15 protein-coding genes are annotated in these 16,764 nt (G+C 63.7%); 12 read left to right on the forward strand and 3 right to left on the reverse strand.

Translation table 11 applies throughout. The annotated features are described in order from the left end of the window. The first annotated feature begins 5 nt into the window (after positions 1–5). Positions 6–605, forward strand: a complete 600-nt coding sequence (locus AB4037_RS19175) for a hypothetical protein (RefSeq protein ID WP_434955918.1) — start codon at positions 6–8, stop codon at positions 603–605. An 82-nt stretch (positions 606–687) separates the two neighbouring features. Here the strand turns inward: AB4037_RS19175 and AB4037_RS19180 are convergent, their stop codons facing one another. Next, complete coding sequence (locus AB4037_RS19180) at positions 688–1,278, reverse strand: isochorismatase family protein (RefSeq protein ID WP_441772589.1); 591 nt, start codon at positions 1,276–1,278, stop codon at positions 688–690. A gap of 153 nt (positions 1,279–1,431) precedes the next feature. On the opposite strand from AB4037_RS19180, the gene AB4037_RS19185 reads away from it, so the two are divergent. From AB4037_RS19185 to AB4037_RS19215, 7 genes are all read left to right on the forward strand, one after another. Beyond that, on the forward strand, positions 1,432–2,247 hold the full coding sequence (locus tag AB4037_RS19185) for a GNAT family N-acetyltransferase (protein ID WP_441772590.1): 816 nt from the start codon (positions 1,432–1,434) through the stop codon (positions 2,245–2,247). A 141-nt stretch (positions 2,248–2,388) separates the two neighbouring features. After that, positions 2,389–2,691, forward strand: a complete 303-nt coding sequence (locus tag AB4037_RS19190; RefSeq protein WP_434955915.1) for a DUF2849 domain-containing protein — start codon at positions 2,389–2,391, stop codon at positions 2,689–2,691. 1 nt (position 2,692) lies between these two features. Further along, the gene (locus tag AB4037_RS19195; protein WP_434955914.1) at positions 2,693–4,360 is read left to right on the forward strand and encodes a nitrite/sulfite reductase; all 1,668 of its coding nucleotides are present in this window, start codon (positions 2,693–2,695) and stop codon (positions 4,358–4,360) included. Beyond that, entirely contained in the window at positions 4,344–5,111 is a 768-nt protein-coding gene (locus AB4037_RS19200; RefSeq protein WP_441772591.1) for a phosphoadenylyl-sulfate reductase, read from the forward strand. Before AB4037_RS19195 ends, AB4037_RS19200 begins: the two co-directional genes overlap by 17 nt. Before the next feature lie 198 nt (positions 5,112–5,309). Then, entirely contained in the window at positions 5,310–5,810 is a 501-nt protein-coding gene (locus AB4037_RS19205; RefSeq protein WP_441772592.1) for a DUF934 domain-containing protein, read from the forward strand. 114 nt (positions 5,811–5,924) lie between these two features. Beyond that, positions 5,925–6,275 carry a hypothetical protein gene (locus AB4037_RS19210; protein WP_434955911.1) on the forward strand — a complete coding sequence of 117 codons (351 nt, stop codon included), beginning with the start codon at positions 5,925–5,927 and terminating at the stop codon, positions 6,273–6,275. A 97-nt stretch (positions 6,276–6,372) separates the two neighbouring features. Continuing rightward, a complete protein-coding gene (locus AB4037_RS19215) occupies positions 6,373–7,200 on the forward strand; it encodes a class I SAM-dependent methyltransferase (protein ID WP_441772593.1) in 828 nt (275 codons plus the stop codon). Positions 7,201–7,234: 34 nt separating this feature from the next. On the opposite strand, the gene AB4037_RS19220 is transcribed toward AB4037_RS19215, so the two are convergent. After that, positions 7,235–8,218, reverse strand: a complete 984-nt coding sequence (locus tag AB4037_RS19220; protein WP_441772594.1) for a LysR substrate-binding domain-containing protein — start codon at positions 8,216–8,218, stop codon at positions 7,235–7,237. 143 nt (positions 8,219–8,361) lie between these two features. Here AB4037_RS19220 and AB4037_RS19225 point away from each other — a divergent pair, with 143 nt between their 5' ends. Beyond that, entirely contained in the window at positions 8,362–9,786 is a 1,425-nt protein-coding gene (locus tag AB4037_RS19225) for an MFS transporter (protein WP_441772595.1), read from the forward strand. Between the two features lie 33 nt (positions 9,787–9,819). Here the strand turns inward: AB4037_RS19225 and AB4037_RS19230 are convergent, their stop codons facing one another. Continuing rightward, positions 9,820–13,263: a YhdP family protein gene (locus tag AB4037_RS19230; RefSeq protein WP_441772596.1), complete on the reverse strand. Its 3,444-nt coding sequence runs from the start codon at positions 13,261–13,263 to the stop codon at positions 9,820–9,822. A 295-nt stretch (positions 13,264–13,558) separates the two neighbouring features. Between AB4037_RS19230 and AB4037_RS19235 the strand changes: the two genes are divergently transcribed. From AB4037_RS19235 to AB4037_RS19245, 3 genes are all read left to right on the forward strand, one after another. Next, positions 13,559–14,029, forward strand: coding sequence for a peroxiredoxin (locus AB4037_RS19235; protein ID WP_441772597.1), 471 nt, complete (start codon positions 13,559–13,561; stop codon positions 14,027–14,029). Positions 14,030–14,276: 247 nt separating this feature from the next. Further along, entirely contained in the window at positions 14,277–16,379 is a 2,103-nt protein-coding gene (locus tag AB4037_RS19240) for a molybdopterin-containing oxidoreductase family protein (RefSeq protein ID WP_434955905.1), read from the forward strand. Next, positions 16,376–16,735 (forward strand): MmcQ/YjbR family DNA-binding protein, encoded by a 360-nt coding sequence (locus AB4037_RS19245; protein WP_434955904.1) that lies wholly within the window; start codon positions 16,376–16,378, stop codon positions 16,733–16,735. Before AB4037_RS19240 ends, AB4037_RS19245 begins: the two co-directional genes overlap by 4 nt. Positions 16,736–16,764: the final 29 nt, after the last annotated feature.

A 16,764-nucleotide genomic window follows, 5' to 3' on the forward strand; every position in this document is an offset into this window, starting at 1 on the left:
GATCCATGATGACAAAACCGTCCGCCCTGCTCCTGCTCGGCACCTCGCATGTCGGCAAATCGACCTGTGCCCACCACATCGGCAGCGCCCTCGGGTGGCCCGTGATTTCGACCGATCAATTGGGTCGCCATCCGGGGCGTCCCTGGACGGGTGTGCCAGACCCCGTCATGGAATTTTATCTCCGCCTGGCGGACGACGCCATTCACTGGTTTCTCCGAGTCCATCACGAGAACATACGCCCGCTCATCCAGAGCAAGTTGCAGGCGCTACGCCAAGAGGGCAACGGCTTCGTCTTGGAAGGGGCAGCCCTTCGGCCTGAATATTGTCCCGACTGGGCGATCGGCGCGGCACTGGTCATCTGTCTCCACGCCGAGCCTCGGGCCTTGCGGGAGCGCATCGAAAGAGGGAGCCGTTATTCCCAGCAAGACGACCGGATGAAAATCGCCATCGACAAGTTCGCGGAACGATCCGTTCGCGAGAATGAAGCCTTCGTCGAGGCCGCGACCAGGCACGACATCCCCCTGATGAATGTCAGCGATCCGAACAGCGCCGATCGCCTGGCCAAGGATCTGATTTCCCGCCTTGCCGGTCGATCAGAATCGTGAGCGGACGAATCGCTGCCCCGTCGGCATCTTCCGGGTCGATCAATCGGCCCGGAGCGTCGCTGGGGTGAGGCAACACGACCGCTCAATCCTTCATGGCTTCCTTGATGGCATCGATGATCACGGCACTCGAGCGGATGCGGGCGACGCGCGGCAGGACATGATCGATCGAGAAGCGATGCATGTCGGCCGTCATGCTGCTGGTGGCGTCCTCGACTACGATGGCGGCATAGTTGTAGGCGAAAGCATCGCGGACGCTGGCTTCGACGCCGAAATTGGTGGCAATGCCGCTGAAGATCACCGTGTCGATGCCACGCCGGCGCAATTGCAAATCCAGTTCCGTGCCGTGAAAGGCGCTCCATTGGCGCTTGGTGATCACCACATCGGCCTTCGAAGGGTTGATCCTGTCATCGAAGGCAACAGCCTCGGGGGGCATTTTGTCCTCGGGCAGGATCAGGGGTGCATCCACAGGAACCTTCACCACATCCCCATAGCCGTCGGAAAAAGCCACGCGCACCAGGATGACCGTGCCACCCGCCTTGCGCAGCGCCTTGCCGATGCGCAGCGACCGCTCGATGACATTCTCGCCCGAATGCGGCGCCACCGGCCGGCCGACGATCCAATTCTGCAAATCGATCATCACGAGGGCGGTATGGCGGGGGTCCAGACGCAACATGGCAAGCTCCGATAAACGTCGATGCGCTGGAGCAAGCCGCGTTCATGGCTGAACGCTTGCCTGCTCTAGCTGTTGTTTCCGCACGTCTTTGCAATTCCGGGCGAGTCCGTCCAATCGCAAGACGCTTCGGGCACCGCGAGGTGCAGTCGGGCCGTGTCGTCGGTTATGGCTTTGCTGCGATCCATAACCGACGCCCGGCGCGTGGAAGAGGCATGCCTGAACGGCTGGCCAGCCTTGAAGACGATATGGCTCGACGGCTGGCTGCTGCGCTTTTCGCACGGGCACACCAAGCGGGCCAATTCCATCAGCCTGCTCTGGCCCGGCACGCGCCAGCCACGGGAGCAGATACGCTCGGCCGAGGCATTCTATACCCATCACGGCTTGCCCACCATCTTTCGCCTGTCGAGTGTTTCGGCGCAGGATATCGGCGGCGCCTTGGACGAGGCCGGATATGGCCCGGGCGAAGATGAAACCTGCGTACTCTATCGCGACTTTGCCACCGCCCGGCCCCAAGGCAACGGCAGCGCAGCGCTCGTGCGGCCCGGTCTCGACGACATCTGGTTCGAGGCCCATGCCCGCCTCCAGAAATTCTCCGCAGCGGCCGCCGCCAACGCTCGCGCCTTGTTCGGCGCCGTCGCCGTGCCCACCGGTTATGCGGTTTCGCTGGCCGGCGACGGCCGCCCGGCCTCCCTCGCCTTCGGCGCGGTGTATGACGGCATCGTCTGCCTCAACGCCGTGGCGACCGATCCCGAGTTTCGGCGCCAGGGTCATGCCTACGGCGCCATCAACGCCCTGCTTGCCTGGGCCCAAGACGAACAGGGCGCGAAAGGAGCCTGTCTCCCGGTGATGGCTGGCAACGATATCGGCAGGTCCCTCTACCGTTCGCTCGCCTTTTCTACAGAAGTCAGCCGTTATTCTTATCGCCGCAAGGTTGCATGGTCGCCGAGCAGCGTTGCTCAGGATGCATAACTTTCGGGCCATCTCATTGATAAATAAAATGAATTTTTAAAACACCTATAAATAACATTATTTTTACGTATTGAAATCTATTTGACAAATTGCGCGCGAGAACCGATATCGTGGATGAATTCCAATCAGGGGTTTTTCATCATGCCGCTCGCTATCACAGCCAACCGCCTCAAGGATGGGCGCGTGGTGTTCCGCACCCCCAGCGGAAACTGGTCGCTCGATGTGGCGGACAGCGCCATCGAGCCCGATCAGGCAACCGCCGATGTGATCCTCGCCGGCGTTACCGCCGCTGCCAATGAGCAGGATGTCGTCGAAATCTATGCCGTCGAGCTGGACGTCAGCGGCGAGAAGCCCCGTCCCGCCAAACTGCGCGAGGCCATCCGGGCGCTCGGCCCGACCATCGCTTACCTGCCGAAGACCGAACTTGCCGAGGCTGCCGAATAAAATGGGTGCCCTCTACCGTTATGACGAGTTCGACCACGCCTTTGTGAACGCGCGCGTCACCGAGTTTCGCGACCAGGTGCAGCGCCGCATCGCGGGCGACATCACCGAGGAGGAGTTCAAGTCCCTTCGGCTGATGAACGGCGTCTATCTCCAGCTGCATGCCTATATGCTGCGGATTGCCGTGCCCTACGGCACGCTGTCCTCAAAGCAGCTGCGTACCCTCGCGACCATCGGCCGCCGCTGGGACCGTCACTACGGCCACTTCACTACCCGCCAGAACCTGCAGTTCAACTGGATCGCCCTCAAGGACGTGCCCGACGTCCTGCAGGCGCTTGCCGATGTCGAGATGCACGCCATCCAGACTTCGGGCAATTGCATGCGCAACGTCACGGCCGATCATTTCGCCGGCGCCGCCGCCGATGAGGTCGCCGATCCGCGCGTCTATGCCGAAATCATGCGTCAATGGTCGACGGCTCATCCGGAGCTGTCCTATTTGCCGCGCAAGTTCAAGGTCGCCATCACCGGCGCAGAGGAAGACCGGGCCGCGGTCAAGGTCCACGACATCGGCTATCAGATCGTGCGCAACGAAGCCGGCGAAATCGGCTTCCGCGTCTTCGTCGGCGGCGGCCAGGGCCGTACCCCCATGGTCGGCAAGGCCTTGCGCGACTTCCTGCCCGAAGCGGATCTCCTCACCTATACCGAGGCGATCATGCGCGTGTACAATCTCGAAGGTCGCCGCGACAACAAGTACAAGGCACGCATCAAGATCCTCGTGCATGAAAAGGGCCTCGACGCCATCGCCAAGGAAGTCGAAGCCGAGTTCGACCGCATTCGCGACGGCGCCCTCAAGCTGACGCCGGATTCGGTGGCGGCGATGCAGCAATATTTCGTCGCCGGCCCGTTCGAGACGATCTCCGGGACGCCGGTCTTCGACAAGGCCAGGGACACGGACGCTGACTTCGCCCACTGGGTGTCGGTGAACGTTCACGCCCACAAGCAGTTGGGTTATGGCATCGCCACCATTTCGCTGAAGCCGATCGGTGGCATCCCAGGCGACGCCTCCTCCGACCAGATGGATCTGGTGGCCGATCTCGCCGATCGTTATTCGCTGGGCGAGATCCGCATCAGCCATCTGCAGAACCTCGTGCTGCCGCATGTGAAGCTCGACGACCTGCCGGCCCTGTTTGCCGTGCTGCAGGGCGCGGGCCTTGCCACCGCCAATGAAGGGCTGATCACCGACATCATCGCCTGCCCAGGCCTGGACTATTGCTCGCTTGCCAATGCCCGCGCCATTCCGATCGCGCAGGGACTGTCCGAGCGCTTCGGTTCGGCCAAGCGCCAGGCGGAGATCGGCAGCCTGCCGATCAAGATTTCCGGCTGCATCAATGCCTGCGGCCATCACCATGTCGCGGCGATCGGCATTCTCGGCGTCGACCGCAAGGGCGTGGAAAACTATCAGATCACCTTGGGCGGCTCGGCCCGCGAGGACTGCTCGATCGGCGAACTCGTCGGCCCCGGCTTCGGCAGCGAGGCCATCGTCGACGCGGTCGAGAAGGTGGTCGACACCTATCTTGGCCTGCGTCTCTCCCCACAGGAAACATTCCTGGAGGCGGTGCGCCGTGTCGGCCTGCCGCCCTTCAAGGAGGCACTCTATGGACAGCGTGCTTGATCTTTCGGTCGCTCCCGTGACCGTCGGTTTGGCCAGCCCCGCCATCGATCCGGAAGCGCAGGCCATCGCGCTGGCGGCGCAATATCACGACGCCGATGCGCAGACCGTGCTGCGTGCGGCGCTGTCGCTCTACAAGGGCGGCATTGCGCTTGTCTCGAGCTTCGGCGCCGAATCGGCCGCCCTCCTCCACATGGTGGCGGAGATCGACCGCGCCACGCCGGTGATCTTCCTCGACACCGGCCGGCTGTTCAGCCAGACCCTGCTCTACCGCAACGAGCTCGCCCGCCGGCTCGGCCTCACCGATCTGCGCACGGCCTCGCCTCGCCAGGCGCTGGTACAACAGGAAGACCCCGATCGGCTGCTGGCCTACAGCAATCCCGACATGTGCTGCTGGATCCGCAAGGTCGACCCGCTCGACACCGCCCTGGAGCCTTTCTCGGCCTGGATCACCGGCCGCAAGCGCCACCAGGCTTCGACCCGTAGTGCCCTGCTGCCCTTCGAGGCGGATGCCGGGCGCATCAAGGTCAACCCGCTGGCGGACTGGACTGGCAAGGACGTGTCGGACTATCTCGAACGCCACGATCTGCCGCCCCACCCCCTGGTTGCCGACGGCTATCCCTCGATCGGCTGCATGCCCTGCACCAGCCGCGTCGCCGAGGGCGAGGATACCCGTGCCGGACGCTGGCGCGGCAAGTCCAAGGTCGAGTGCGGCATTCATGTTTCGCCTGAGAAGGCCGGAAGTGGTATCTGATAACAATTGACATTGTAGTTGACCGTCATTGCGAGCGGAGCGAAGCAGTCCAGGCGCCGAAAGGCGCATAATTGGGGCTTCTGTTTAGCTCCGCTCGCACTGGCCCTCGACGAGTCGAGCTCCATGCAATTTGGTATGAGAGACGACTTCCATACTGTTGAGAAGCCTGCGCTTTGCGTGGGGATTTAGGAGACGCGCGTGCCCCTCTGGAAGAATGGCCGTTTCGAGGCAGACATCTATACGCTCGCCGGCGACGAGGACGCCTTGCCGGACGGGGCCGTGATCGTCTCGCTGAAGCGCTTCCTGGTCGAAAAGGACAGCCTCGCTTCCCGCAACGCGCCGGTCGGGGTGGTGCTGCAGCCGGCCGACGACATCGACCTTCTGGCGGAGGCCCTGCCGAACCTGCCGCTACTGGCCCTCGCCTTCCCCAAATTCGGCGATGGCAGGGCCTTCTCCCTGGCGCGTATCGCCCGCGAGCGCTACGGCTTTGCCGGTGAGTTGCGCGCCGTCGGCGACATCCTGTTCGATCGTATCGCCTATATGATCCGCTGTGGCTTCGATGCCCTGGACATCAGCAATGGCCCGACGATCGCCGCGCTGGAAGCCGGCAAGGTGCCGATCTCGCACAAGCGCTATCAGCCGACCGGGAGCGACGAAACCAAGGCCGACAAGCTCAAGCCCTGGCGCCGGCTGGGATAGCCCGAGCATAAGGCGCTCGAGGCAAGCCGATGACCTCGCGCAACGGTGACCTGCAACCATCAAGCTTGCCCTTGTCAAAATATCGGCCCACAGTGCCTGGGAATCGGAGGCTGCATGCTCTCTTTCCAGGTAATGTTCATTCGGGCCATGTCTTCGGCTCTCGAAACCAGTCAAGCCAGCGCCGTCACCATTGGTCACCGTATGCCCATCCTGGCGACACTGCCATTCTGGCCCCACCCCGACAATCTGATCGAAGCCAGCCTCATGGTGACTGAAAAGTTCGAGGCTCTTGCCGAAGGTGCGGTTGCAGCGACTGGCGAGATGGCCGCGCTCGGCCTGCGCGCCGCTTTCGGCAAGGCCGATGCACAGGATCTGGCGTCCGGCTTGATCTCCGTTGCCGTCGCTGCCGCCAAGCCAGCCGAGCAACGGGTGCGGGCCAATGCTCGACGCCTCTCGCGCCATTGATGTGTGGCGTCGGCGCCAAGCGCGGCGATTGGTTCCATTCAATGGACAAGACAGCCCGCTGGGCGCCCTGTCAGTTCCCCTGTAGCGTAGCCGGGCCATGGAAAAGGTTTCTCTGAGCCAGGAGAAGGAAACCCTTCTCATCACCCTCTACGCCAAGGGCCAGGAAAGCCACCTGCCCGACTCGCTTTTGCAGGACCGCTTCGCAGCATCGGCGATAGACCGGATCGATTACGATTTCTCGCGCCTCGGCATCAACCGCGACATGATGATCGGGCTGGCGATGCGCGCCTACATCCTGGACAACTGGGCCCGCGCCTTCCTTGCCTTCCACCCTGACGCGATCGTGCTGCATCTGGGCTGCGGCTTGGATTCCCGGGTCTTCCGTATCGACCCACCCACCAGCGTGCACTGGTTCGACATCGACTATCCCGATGTGATCGCGCTCCGGCGCCGGCTCTATCCCGAGCGCGATGGCTACAGCCTGATCGGATCCTCCGTCACCGATCCTGCCTGGCTCGAGACCATTGTGCCTGAAGGTCGCCCGGCGCTGATCCTTGCCGAAGGCATGTTTCCCTATCTGCAGGCCGACCAGGCCGTTCCCCTGCTCGACAGGCTGTCCGGGCATTTTCGCAGCGGCGAGATTGCCTTCGATGCCTATAACAGCCTCGGCCTGCGCATGATCCGCAAGCAGCCCTCCATACGCGCCACCGGCGCACAGCTGCATTGGAGCCTTGGCGATCCCCATGACATTGAACGCCAGATCCCGCGTCTCAGGCTGATGCAGGAATTGCTCGCCTATGACAGGCAGGGTTACGATCCCGCGCAGATCGCCCGAATGTCCCGCCCTGCCCGCCTGGCCGTCTGGTTGTTCAAGGCCATCCCCGTCCTCGGCCGGGTCGGTCGGCTGCTGCGCTACAGGTTCTGACCGACGAAGCGACTGGCGATCGCAGAGCCACTTTTCAGATGCGGTCCGGACGGGGAGCAGGCTGGCTCCAGTCTTCTTCCAGAGCAACGCGCTTTAGCTTTTGACGCTGATCGTCAGCCTCGGCGAGCATCCAATCGCGGAACGACATGATCCCGGCGTCCTCGCTGCGGCCTTCTGCGTAGACGAGGTGATAGGTGTGGTCGCCAGCCATTTTGACACCGACATCGAACAGTCTGATCAGCCGCCCTTCGGCAAGGTCGTTGGCGATCATGGCGAGATCGGCGAGGCCGATGGCGCCGCTGTCGATGACGGCCTGCACCACATGGCTGGTATCGGCAAAGGCGACGCAGCCACTATCGTCGAAATCCCGGACACCGGCAGCGGTCATCCACATGCGCCAATTCGGCCAGACCAGATCGCCCCGGCGCCACTGCCGGTAGCATAGCGTCTGCCGCATGAGGTCCGCCGGCCTCTGGAAGCTGCTGCCGGCTTCGAGCCGTTTCGGACTACAGACGGCGACGACGATGGTGTCGAACAGCTGGACTGAACGAAGCCCGTCATACCGACCGTCGCCGAAACGGATGGCGAGGTCGACATCGTCGACCTCGAAATCACGGACCTCATCGGTGATGTCGAAACGCAGGTTCAAGCCTGGATGGGCAGCCTGGAAGGCCGGGAGCCTCGGCAGAAACCAATTGGTGGCAAAGCGGGCGCCAAGAGACAGGCTGAGTTGCGCCGATCCGCGCTGCAGTTGCCCGGCACGGCTGACAGCGCGCTGCAGAGTGTGAAGTGCCTCGCCGACCGCCTCGAACAGAACCACACCCGCCGGAGTGAGTTGGATTCTGCGGCTGGTGCGCGCGAACAACACCAGGCCGAGTTGTTCCTCGATCTCCTTGACCTGATAGCTGACCGCCGCCGGCGTCAGGCCGACCTCCTCGGCCGCGCGGGTGAAATTCAGATGCCGGCCCGCCGCCTCGAACGTCTTCAGGGCCCGGGTTCCCGGCAGGGTGCGCTTCATCGATCTTCAAGCCAATTTTGATGTTTCATCGAGAATTACTCGTTTTTCATGGCCTCATCAATCATCCATGACAGTACGACTTGACAATCAAGGGGCCGGGAGGCGGCGACCTGCCTTCTCGGCACCCCATATGGAGTGATTGCATGTCTGTCGGCACCGCCCCTTGCGAGGCGTATCCGGGCGATCTCGCCCACCCCTCCCCGCCCGATCCAGGCACGGCCTTTCGCTGGCCCGCCCGCCTGTGGATCGTCCTTCTCGTCTCGAGCGGGGTCATCCTGCTCGATGGCCTCGACGTCTCGATGATCGTGGTGGCGATACCGCAGATCCAGCGGGAATTCGGCATGAGCGCCGCCACCGCGCAATGGCTGGCCGGCGCTTATATCCTGGCCTTCGGCAGCTTCCTTCTCCTGGGCGGGCGCTGCGCCGATCTGTTCGGCCGGCGTCGCATGCTGGTCTCGGCCATGGCCGTATTCGTCCTCGTCTCGGTGTTCGGTGCCTTCGCCAGCGATCCCTCGCTGCTGATCGCCTCGCGTTTCGTCAAGGGCATGGCGGCGGCCTTCACCGTACCGGCGGCGATGTCATTGCTGACAACCATCTTTCCCGAAGGCCCCCAGCGCAACAAGGCGTTCGGCATCTTCAACGTCTTCGAGGCCTCCGGCTACTCTTCCGGCCTGTTGATCGGCGGGCTGCTCGCCACGCTGAACTGGCGGGCCGTGTTCATCCTGCCGGTACCGGTCGCCTTGCTGATCCTGTGGGCGGCGCTGCGCTTCGTGCCGGCAGACCCGCCCACCGCCAAGCGGATCCGGCTCGACCTCGGCGGCGCGCTGACCCTGCTCGGCGGCATGCTGACCTTGGTCCTCGCGCTCGTCTCCGCCGCCGAAACCGGCTGGCTGTCGCCATGGACCATCGGTGGCCTCATTCTGTCAGGCCTGCTGCTTGCCGGCTTTGCTGCCATCGAGAGCCGTGTCGAGGAACCCCTGATCCGCCTCGGCCTGTTCCGCAATCGCGGGCTGGTGGCCGCGAATGCGAGCGCGGCCCTGCTCTATGGCGGCGCGATGGGCTTCCAGTTCCTGCTCGGCCTCTATCTGCAGAACCTCTTGGGCTGGCAGCCCTGGCAGATGGCGCTCGTCCTGCTACCCGCGGGGTTGATGGTGGTGATGATCGGCCCCAAGCTCGGCGCGCTGATGGACAGGTTTGGGGTTACCCGCATTCTGCTCCTCGGCCTCGCCGCCTTCGTGCCCTGCTACCTGCTGGCGCTCCGCCTCGGTCCGGAGCCGGAGCTGTGGACCCTCTTGCTGCCGGTGTCGCTGCTCTGGGGTTTCGGCTTTGCCCTCAGCATCTCAGCCTTGATGGTTGCCGGAACCAGCGGCGTCGCCGACGAGGAACAGGGCCTCGCCGCCGGTCTTCTCAACAGTTCCCTGCAGGTCGGCGGCGCCTGCGGCCTTGCCGTGGTCACCGCGGTCATCATGCCGGCGACGGAGGTGGCCATGCTTTCCTCCGGCGTGGTGGTCAGCCTAGTCTTCGCATTCCTGACGCTGCTTGTGCAGCTGGCCCTTCGGCGCGGCTGAGGGTACAGGGCCGGAGCGGTACCGGGACAGCTCTCAATTGGTCTGCTTCTGGAACTCGAAGATCTTGCGCAGGAAGCCGGGCGCAATCGCCGAAAGCGGGTTGACCGTGAGCACCGGTGCATTGACCCGGCCCGATACCTTGAAGTTGATGGCGAACAAGCCGCCATATTGGCCGCCGCTCAGCAGGCCGCCGATGAGCGGGATCTTGGAGAAGATGTTGTTCAGGGCATAGGCAGGCACGAAGGTGCCGGTGAGGTTGACCCTATCCGTGCCATAGTCGAGGGCGCCCGACAGGCTGACGCCGACATCCGGCCCCCAGACGACCGAATCCAGGATGCCGATACGCGAGGCCGTCCGGGTGAAGGCGAGTTCGAGTCTGGTGAACTGGGCGGAGTCGCCGCTGCCAGGCGCATATGAAGAGAGTTTGCCCGCATTCTTCAACGTGCTGCGATATTGCCCCAGAGCCGTCTCGTTCTCCACCGAGAAGCTGCGCATCACCAGGCGGCCGCGCATATTGTCGATCACCGGTGAGAAGCGGGCACCGAGCGCACCGCCGCGCAGACGGGTGTAGAGATCCAGGAAACGCATGACGGCACCGGCATTGGTGGACTGGACCGTGACCAGATTGCCGTCACGCCCCTCATTGCCTAGCGAGGCGGTGAGCTGGCCATTGACCAGCCTGCTGCTGAGATCGAGCTTGCGGATCGTCGTGCCCTTGCTGTCCAGCATCAGGCCGAGATCGGCGAGCGTCTCGTCGTTGAAGCCGACCACCTGGCCCAGCCTGATGTCGGCATTGACGCTGGTGCTGGCGCTGCCGCCCTTGGCCCGCTTCTGCAGCATCGACAGCAAGGGGCGGGCATCGAGCCGGTTGCCGCGCACGAATACCTTCCAACCATTGCCGAGCGGCTCGAAAACACCCTGGAAATCATCGCCCGGCGACAGGCTGATCCTATCCATCATCGCCTTGCGCAGCTTGTTGTCCGGGCCGAGCGTCACGGTGCCGCGCAGCGAGACCGGCCCGCTGTCCAGCATCAGCTTGTCGAGCGTGCCGCCGCCCTTGTCGGCGGGATCCCAACTGAAGCTGAGCTTGCCCGGAGCGCCGGCCGGCTTCTGCCAGCCCGGCAACAGGTCCTTGATACGCACCGCGGCCAGATCGATGTCCACATCGTAGCGCGGGTCGCGCGGATCGGCGACCGGGTGAATGTCGGCCTGAACGGGCCCCGTCAGCGCATCGCCGAAATCGAAGCCCTTACGCTTTCTCGTCGCCTCATCCAGGATGACGCTGAGGGCCATCTGCGGTTCCTGACCTTCGGCCTTGCGCAGGTCGAAATTGGCCGGCAGCCCATCGAAGACGCCCTTGCCGGTGAGCAGCATCAGTCCCGGCTCTAGCGAGAGCTTCATCGTGCCGTTCTGCAAGCTACTGCCGGCAACGTGATCGATCTGCATTTCCTGCACGCCGCCCGTGATGGCATATTTGATGTCGTCAGGACGGGGATGGTCGATCAGCGGCAGGTCGAGCTTGACCTTGAGATCGGCTATGCCATTGACCTCATCGGGCTTGATATCCATGCCCTTGGCGGCCTCGGCCAACGGCGGCATGGTCATCAGCTTGGCTACCGCCTGTGCCGGACCTTTCACTCCGAAAACCGCGGACTGGCTCGGCGGCTTCTGGGCGAAATCGTTGATCTTGTAGGTCCCGTCGGCAAGGGCGAGCGTACCGGTGTCACCGGTCTCGACCGAAGCGCTGTCGATACTGACGGTAAGACGACGGCCCGAGAAATCGACCCTGCCCTCGGCATCGCTGATCGGCGGCAGCGTATCGACGATCTGAACAATGCCTTTCGACATCGGGACCGAGCCGGAAAGCGCCTCGTCCGGCAGGGGGGGAGTCTTGCCATTGACCGAAGCGAGCGCTCCCTGGGGAATAGCGAGCTTGAGCGTCGCTCCATCGGCGACACCGCCCTTGATATGATCCTCCAGCCAGATCTTGGCCTCAGGTATCGAGAAGACGGGCCATATCCGGGTCAGCGCCACGGCCGACAGGGTCTTGGCCTTCGCCGTCAGGTCGATCGCGGGGGTCTTGCCGCCGAAGCCGACAGCGCCGCTGAAATCAATGGCGACGGTCGGCCCCAGCACCTCGCCCTTGTCCAGGCTGAGACGATTGGTGGCGGGATCATAGCGTCCGGCAAGATCGATGCGGTCGAGCTTCAGCGGCGGACGTTCCTCGCGGCGGCCTGCCAGCAACACGTCCGGCGCCTGCAGATCGTAGGTCCAGACCGGCCCCGTCGCGTCGGAAGGCGGAACGACCTTGCCCTTGAAATCCAGGATGCCCTCACCCGATCTGACCATGGCCTGGGCGACCTGGACGGTGCCAGCCGTCTTGTTCCAGCTCAGGCTGATCTGAGCGCCATCGAACACGAAGGGCGGTTCCTTCGGCTCGACATTCCAACTGCCCCCGGCGCTGGTAACGCTGACCTCGGCCATCTCGACCGAACCGTCGGGATTGATGGTCGCACGGGCCAGCACATCGAAGGAGGCCTTGACCGATGGCTGTTCGACACCCGGCGCCAACGCTGCCACGAGTTCGGTGACGCCAATATTGCTGGCCTTGACATCGATCGAGCGCGGTTCGCCGTCTCCTCCTTCGGTGGTGGCATTGATGGAGCCGCCCGCGGCGGCCAGGGCCACCGACAGGCCACCGGCAGCGGCGGTCCGGCGAACGGTCAGATCGATGCCGCGATGAATGATGTCATGACCGATCGCCTGGTCGTGCACGGCCAGCGCGGCATCGCGCAACTCGACCCTGTCGATGGAGCCGATCGAGGCGATCATCGTGTCGAAGCCGTTGAGAACCGCCGCAAGCGACAGGGCTCCGCCCGCGGGTGGGGCCGTGGTATCGACCCCGGCCTGGAGCGTGAATCGGCCGTCGATGCTGACATTGACGGTAGCCGCCGCGCCCTCCACCACGATCGAGCGCGCCGTGACGTCGCCAAGCAGCAGCGACGTCAGATCGAAACCGGCATAAACGCGCGGCGCCGAGGCGATCACGACGTCATGTTCCCTGACGGTCACGCCGCGGATCATCGCAATCAGCCCCTCCGGGCGGCGTTCGATCGCCACATCGTCCAGGCTGAGGCGATAGCCCGGCGGCAATTTGGCGGCGATGGCCTGATGCACGGTCTGGGTGATGAAAGGCAGCGATAGAGGACCATTGCCCAGTCGCCAGTAGAAGATGCCAATGGCAGCCCCGACCACCACCGCAGCCGTAACGACCACGGAAACGGCACTTCGGAGCAGCACCCGGCCGCTACCGCGCCGCGGCCGGGCCGGGGAGGCCATGGGCGGTGCTTCTGGATCTGCCGGCAACGCCTCCACGGGATGGTCGTATGGCAATTGGCCCGCAGCGTTCTCCAGGGCCGCCGGTTCATCGGCGGCAGCCGTCGTTTCATGCACTGCGTTGTGTGCGTCCCTCGCCATCAACGATTCGCCAGCCCCTTGCGCTCGATCCTTCATGCCCCACGGCATGCCGCTGGGATCATGGCCTCACCCAGGTTGCCGCACCGTTAAGGAAACGCAGTAGGATGAAGATGCAAATTGTTGAGATAAGTCGACAATTTAATATCGTCTTTCTCACGAATACGCTGGGCAAACACACACCGGACTTCCTCATCCCGATAGATGAGGGCCATGGATGCAAAACGGCCTGGACCGTGCCTGCTCCGAAACATACACGATTGTGCCTTGACGTACCATTTTGCCGAAAGGATGGCATATGCATCCCCTGCAGGCCGGTGAGGCCGCTCCCGCCTTTTCTCTGCCACTCGCCGATGGCGGCACGATCCGGCTTGCGGATTTCCAAGGCCGCAAACTGGTGATCTTCTTCTATCCCAAAGCGGATACACAGGCCTGCACCCGTGAAGCCGTGGAGTTTTCAGCCGCCAAGGCGGATTTCGCCGCCGCCGGCACGGAACTGCTCGGCGTCTCGCATGACCCTGTGCGCAAGCAGCAGAAATTCGTGGCAAAGCACGGATTGACCACGGCAATCGCCTCCGACGAAAGCCTCGATATGCTCAATGCCTACGGTGTGTGGGGTGAGAAGCAAATGTATGGTCGCACCTATCTCGGCATCGAACGCACCACGCTGCTGATCGACGGCAAGGGCGTCGTCGCCCGCGTCTGGTCGAAGGTGCGCGTCGCCAACCATGTCGCCGAAGTGCTCGAAGCAGCACGCGCATTGGCGTAATGGCAATCTTGGTTTTCATTTAAGCGGGATTTGGAGTGTCAGCCCCACTCCATCACCTGATGGAGCTGAGAGGCTGACACTCCGTGGCTCCCGCCCCTTCATAAAACAAACGCAGCCGTGGTGCCAAAGGCGCACTCGGCCTATTCATCGTGTGAATGGATCGATGAATTCTCGCAATGCTCGCAGGCAGGGCTGGTTCTTGTAGCGCCCTCGCCTTACGATGCCGTCGTGACATGACGAGACCCCGATGAACAAACCGCTCGGCCCGATCCGCAGGGCCTCCGCCTGCCCGCATGATTGCCCCTCGACCTGCGCCCTCGAGATCGAAGTGCTCGATCGCAACACGATGGGCCGGGTCTATGGCGCCGCCGACAACAGCTTCACCAAGGGCGTGATCTGCGCCAAGGTCGCCCGCTATGCCGAGCGCGTGCATCACAAGGATCGCCTGCTCCATCCGCTGTTGCGCACCGGGCCAAAGGGATCGGGCCAATATACGCGCATCGGCTGGGACGAGGCGCTCGACCGCACCGCCGAGGCCATGCTGGCCGCAGAACGCGACTTCGGAGCCGAAAGCGTCTGGCCCTATTACTATGCCGGCACCATGGGCCTGGTCATGCGCGACGGCATCAACCGCCTGCGCAATGCCAAGCTCTATTCGGGCCAGTATTCCACCATCTGCACCTCTCTGTCCTGGTCGGGCTATCTCGCCGGCCATGGCCGCATGACCGGCACCGATCCGCGCGAGATGGCTCAATCGGACTGCATCGTGCTGTGGGGCACCAATGCGGTGGTGACGCAGATCAATGTGATGACCCACGCCGCCTCTGCCCGCAAGAAGCGCGGCACCAAGATCGTGGCCGTCGACGTCTATGACAACGCCACCATGCAGCAGGCTGACATCAAGATCATCCTCAAGCCGGGCACGGACGGTGCGCTGGCCTGCGCCCTCATGCATGTGCTGTTCCGTGACGGCTATGCCGACCGGGCCTATCTCGCCAAATTCGCCGATCACCCGGCTGAGTTCGAAGCCCATCTGGCCAGCCGCACGCCGCAATGGGCTTCCGATATCACCGGCGTGCCGGTAGCGGAGATCGAAGCGCTGGCCAGGCTGCTCGGCGAGCGCCCCCGTACCTTCTTCCGCCTTGGCTATGGCTTTGCCCGTTCGCGCAACGGTGCGGCCTCGATGCATGCGGTCAGTGCCATTCCCGTGGTGATGGGCGCCTGGCAATATGAGGGCGGCGGCGCGCTGCATTCCAATTCGGGCATGTTCGGCTGGCGCAAGACCCTGATCGAGGGGCTGGACGTGCGCGACCCCAAGGTGCGCGAGCTCGACCAATCCCGCATCGGCCCCATCCTCACCGGCGATGCCGAGGCATTGTGCGGCGGCGGCCCGGTGAAGATGCTGCTGATCCAGAACACCAATCCGATGGCGGTCGCGCCTGACCAGGACCTGGTGAAGCAGGGCTTTGCCCGCGAGGACCTCTTCACCGTGGTGCATGAGCAGGTGATGACGGATACCGCCCGCATGGCCGACCTCATCCTGCCGGCTACCATGTTCGTCGAACATGACGACGTCTACCAGGGCGGCGGGCAGCAGCACATCCTGCTCGGTCCCAAGCTGATCGAGCCGCCGGGCGAATGCCGCAACAATCACGAGGTGATCAGCGCCATCGCCGCCCGCGTCGGCGCCGAGCACCCTGCCTTTGCCATGGATCCGCGTGAGCTGATCGACCGCACGCTTCAAGCCTCCAAGCGCGGCACCCTGGCCGAGCTGGAGGAAAAGCGCTGGCTCGACGTGCAGCAGCCTTTCGAGGACGCCCATTTCCTGAAGGGGTTCGGCTGGCCGGACGGCAAGTTCCGCCTCAAGGCCGACTGGCCGAAGAACCCCTATGCGGCACCCGCCAAGTTCGGGCCCGTGCACGACATGCCCGCCTTCCCCGATTACTGGACGGCGATCGAACTGGCCGACGACATCTTCCCCTTCCGCCTGACCACCAGCCCGGCCCGGAACTTCCTCAATTCGAGCTTCACGGAAACTCCGACCTCGCTCGCCAAGGAAGAACGGCCCGATGTGCTGATCCATCCCGACGATGCCGCCGCCCACGGCATAGAGGATGGTGACAAGGTCGAGCTGGAAAGCCCGCGCGGCAAGGTGCGGCTGCATGCCAAGCTCTTCGAAGGCCTGCGCCGCGGCGTGCTGGTGGCGGAATCGATCTGGCCGAACAGCGCCTATGAAGACGGCAAGGGCATCAACACCTTGACCGGGGCCGACGCGCCCGCCCCCGTCGGCGGCGGCGCTTTCCATGACAACAAGGTCGCCATCCGCAAGCTTCCAGCTTTGGCGTCATGACCCGCGACGAATACAACGCCTTCTGCGGCACGCTCCCGGCCACCAGCCATGTGGTGCAATGGGGCGGCGCCCATGTCTGGAAGGTCGGCGACAAGGTCTTCGCCATCGGTGGCCAGCAGGACGGCGAACCGCGCTACACCTTCAAGGTCAGCGACATCTCCTATGAGGTGTTGAAAGAACAGCCGGGTCTGCGCCCGGCGCCCTATCTGGCCTCGCGCGGCATGAAATGGATCCAGCATTACGCCGAACCCGGCCTGAGCGACGAGGATCTGCGCGATTATCTGCGCCAGTCCCATCTGATCGTCTCGCGGGGCCTCTCGAAGAAGAGGCGGGCCGCGTTGGGCCTGCCGGGCTAACCTTTACGTGGCCCCCTTCTCCCGTAATG

Source organism: Labrys sp. KB_33_2 (assembly GCF_052114505.1).
GTDB lineage: Bacteria > Pseudomonadota > Alphaproteobacteria > Rhizobiales > Labraceae > Labrys.

Excerpts from the sequence above, each read along its gene's own strand:
- AB4037_RS19175 (WP_434955918.1), top strand. The coding sequence starts at position 6 with ATGATGACAAAACCGTCCGCCCTGCTCCTGCTCGGCACCTCGCATGTC.
- AB4037_RS19180 (WP_441772589.1), bottom strand. The coding sequence starts at position 1,278 with ATGTTGCGTCTGGACCCCCGCCATACCGCCCTCGTGATGATCGATTTG.
- AB4037_RS19190 (WP_434955915.1), top strand. The coding sequence starts at position 2,389 with ATGCCGCTCGCTATCACAGCCAACCGCCTCAAGGATGGGCGCGTGGTG.
- AB4037_RS19195 (WP_434955914.1), top strand. The coding sequence starts at position 2,693 with ATGGGTGCCCTCTACCGTTATGACGAGTTCGACCACGCCTTTGTGAAC.
- AB4037_RS19200 (WP_441772591.1), top strand. The coding sequence starts at position 4,344 with ATGGACAGCGTGCTTGATCTTTCGGTCGCTCCCGTGACCGTCGGTTTG.
- AB4037_RS19210 (WP_434955911.1), top strand. The coding sequence starts at position 5,925 with ATGCTCTCTTTCCAGGTAATGTTCATTCGGGCCATGTCTTCGGCTCTC.
- AB4037_RS19215 (WP_441772593.1), top strand. The coding sequence starts at position 6,373 with ATGGAAAAGGTTTCTCTGAGCCAGGAGAAGGAAACCCTTCTCATCACC.
- AB4037_RS19220 (WP_441772594.1), bottom strand. The coding sequence starts at position 8,218 with ATGAAGCGCACCCTGCCGGGAACCCGGGCCCTGAAGACGTTCGAGGCG.
- AB4037_RS19225 (WP_441772595.1), top strand. The coding sequence starts at position 8,362 with ATGTCTGTCGGCACCGCCCCTTGCGAGGCGTATCCGGGCGATCTCGCC.
- AB4037_RS19230 (WP_441772596.1), bottom strand. The coding sequence starts at position 13,263 with ATGGCGAGGGACGCACACAACGCAGTGCATGAAACGACGGCTGCCGCC.
- AB4037_RS19235 (WP_441772597.1), top strand. The coding sequence starts at position 13,559 with ATGCATCCCCTGCAGGCCGGTGAGGCCGCTCCCGCCTTTTCTCTGCCA.
- AB4037_RS19240 (WP_434955905.1), top strand. The coding sequence starts at position 14,277 with ATGAACAAACCGCTCGGCCCGATCCGCAGGGCCTCCGCCTGCCCGCAT.
- AB4037_RS19245 (WP_434955904.1), top strand. The coding sequence starts at position 16,376 with ATGACCCGCGACGAATACAACGCCTTCTGCGGCACGCTCCCGGCCACC.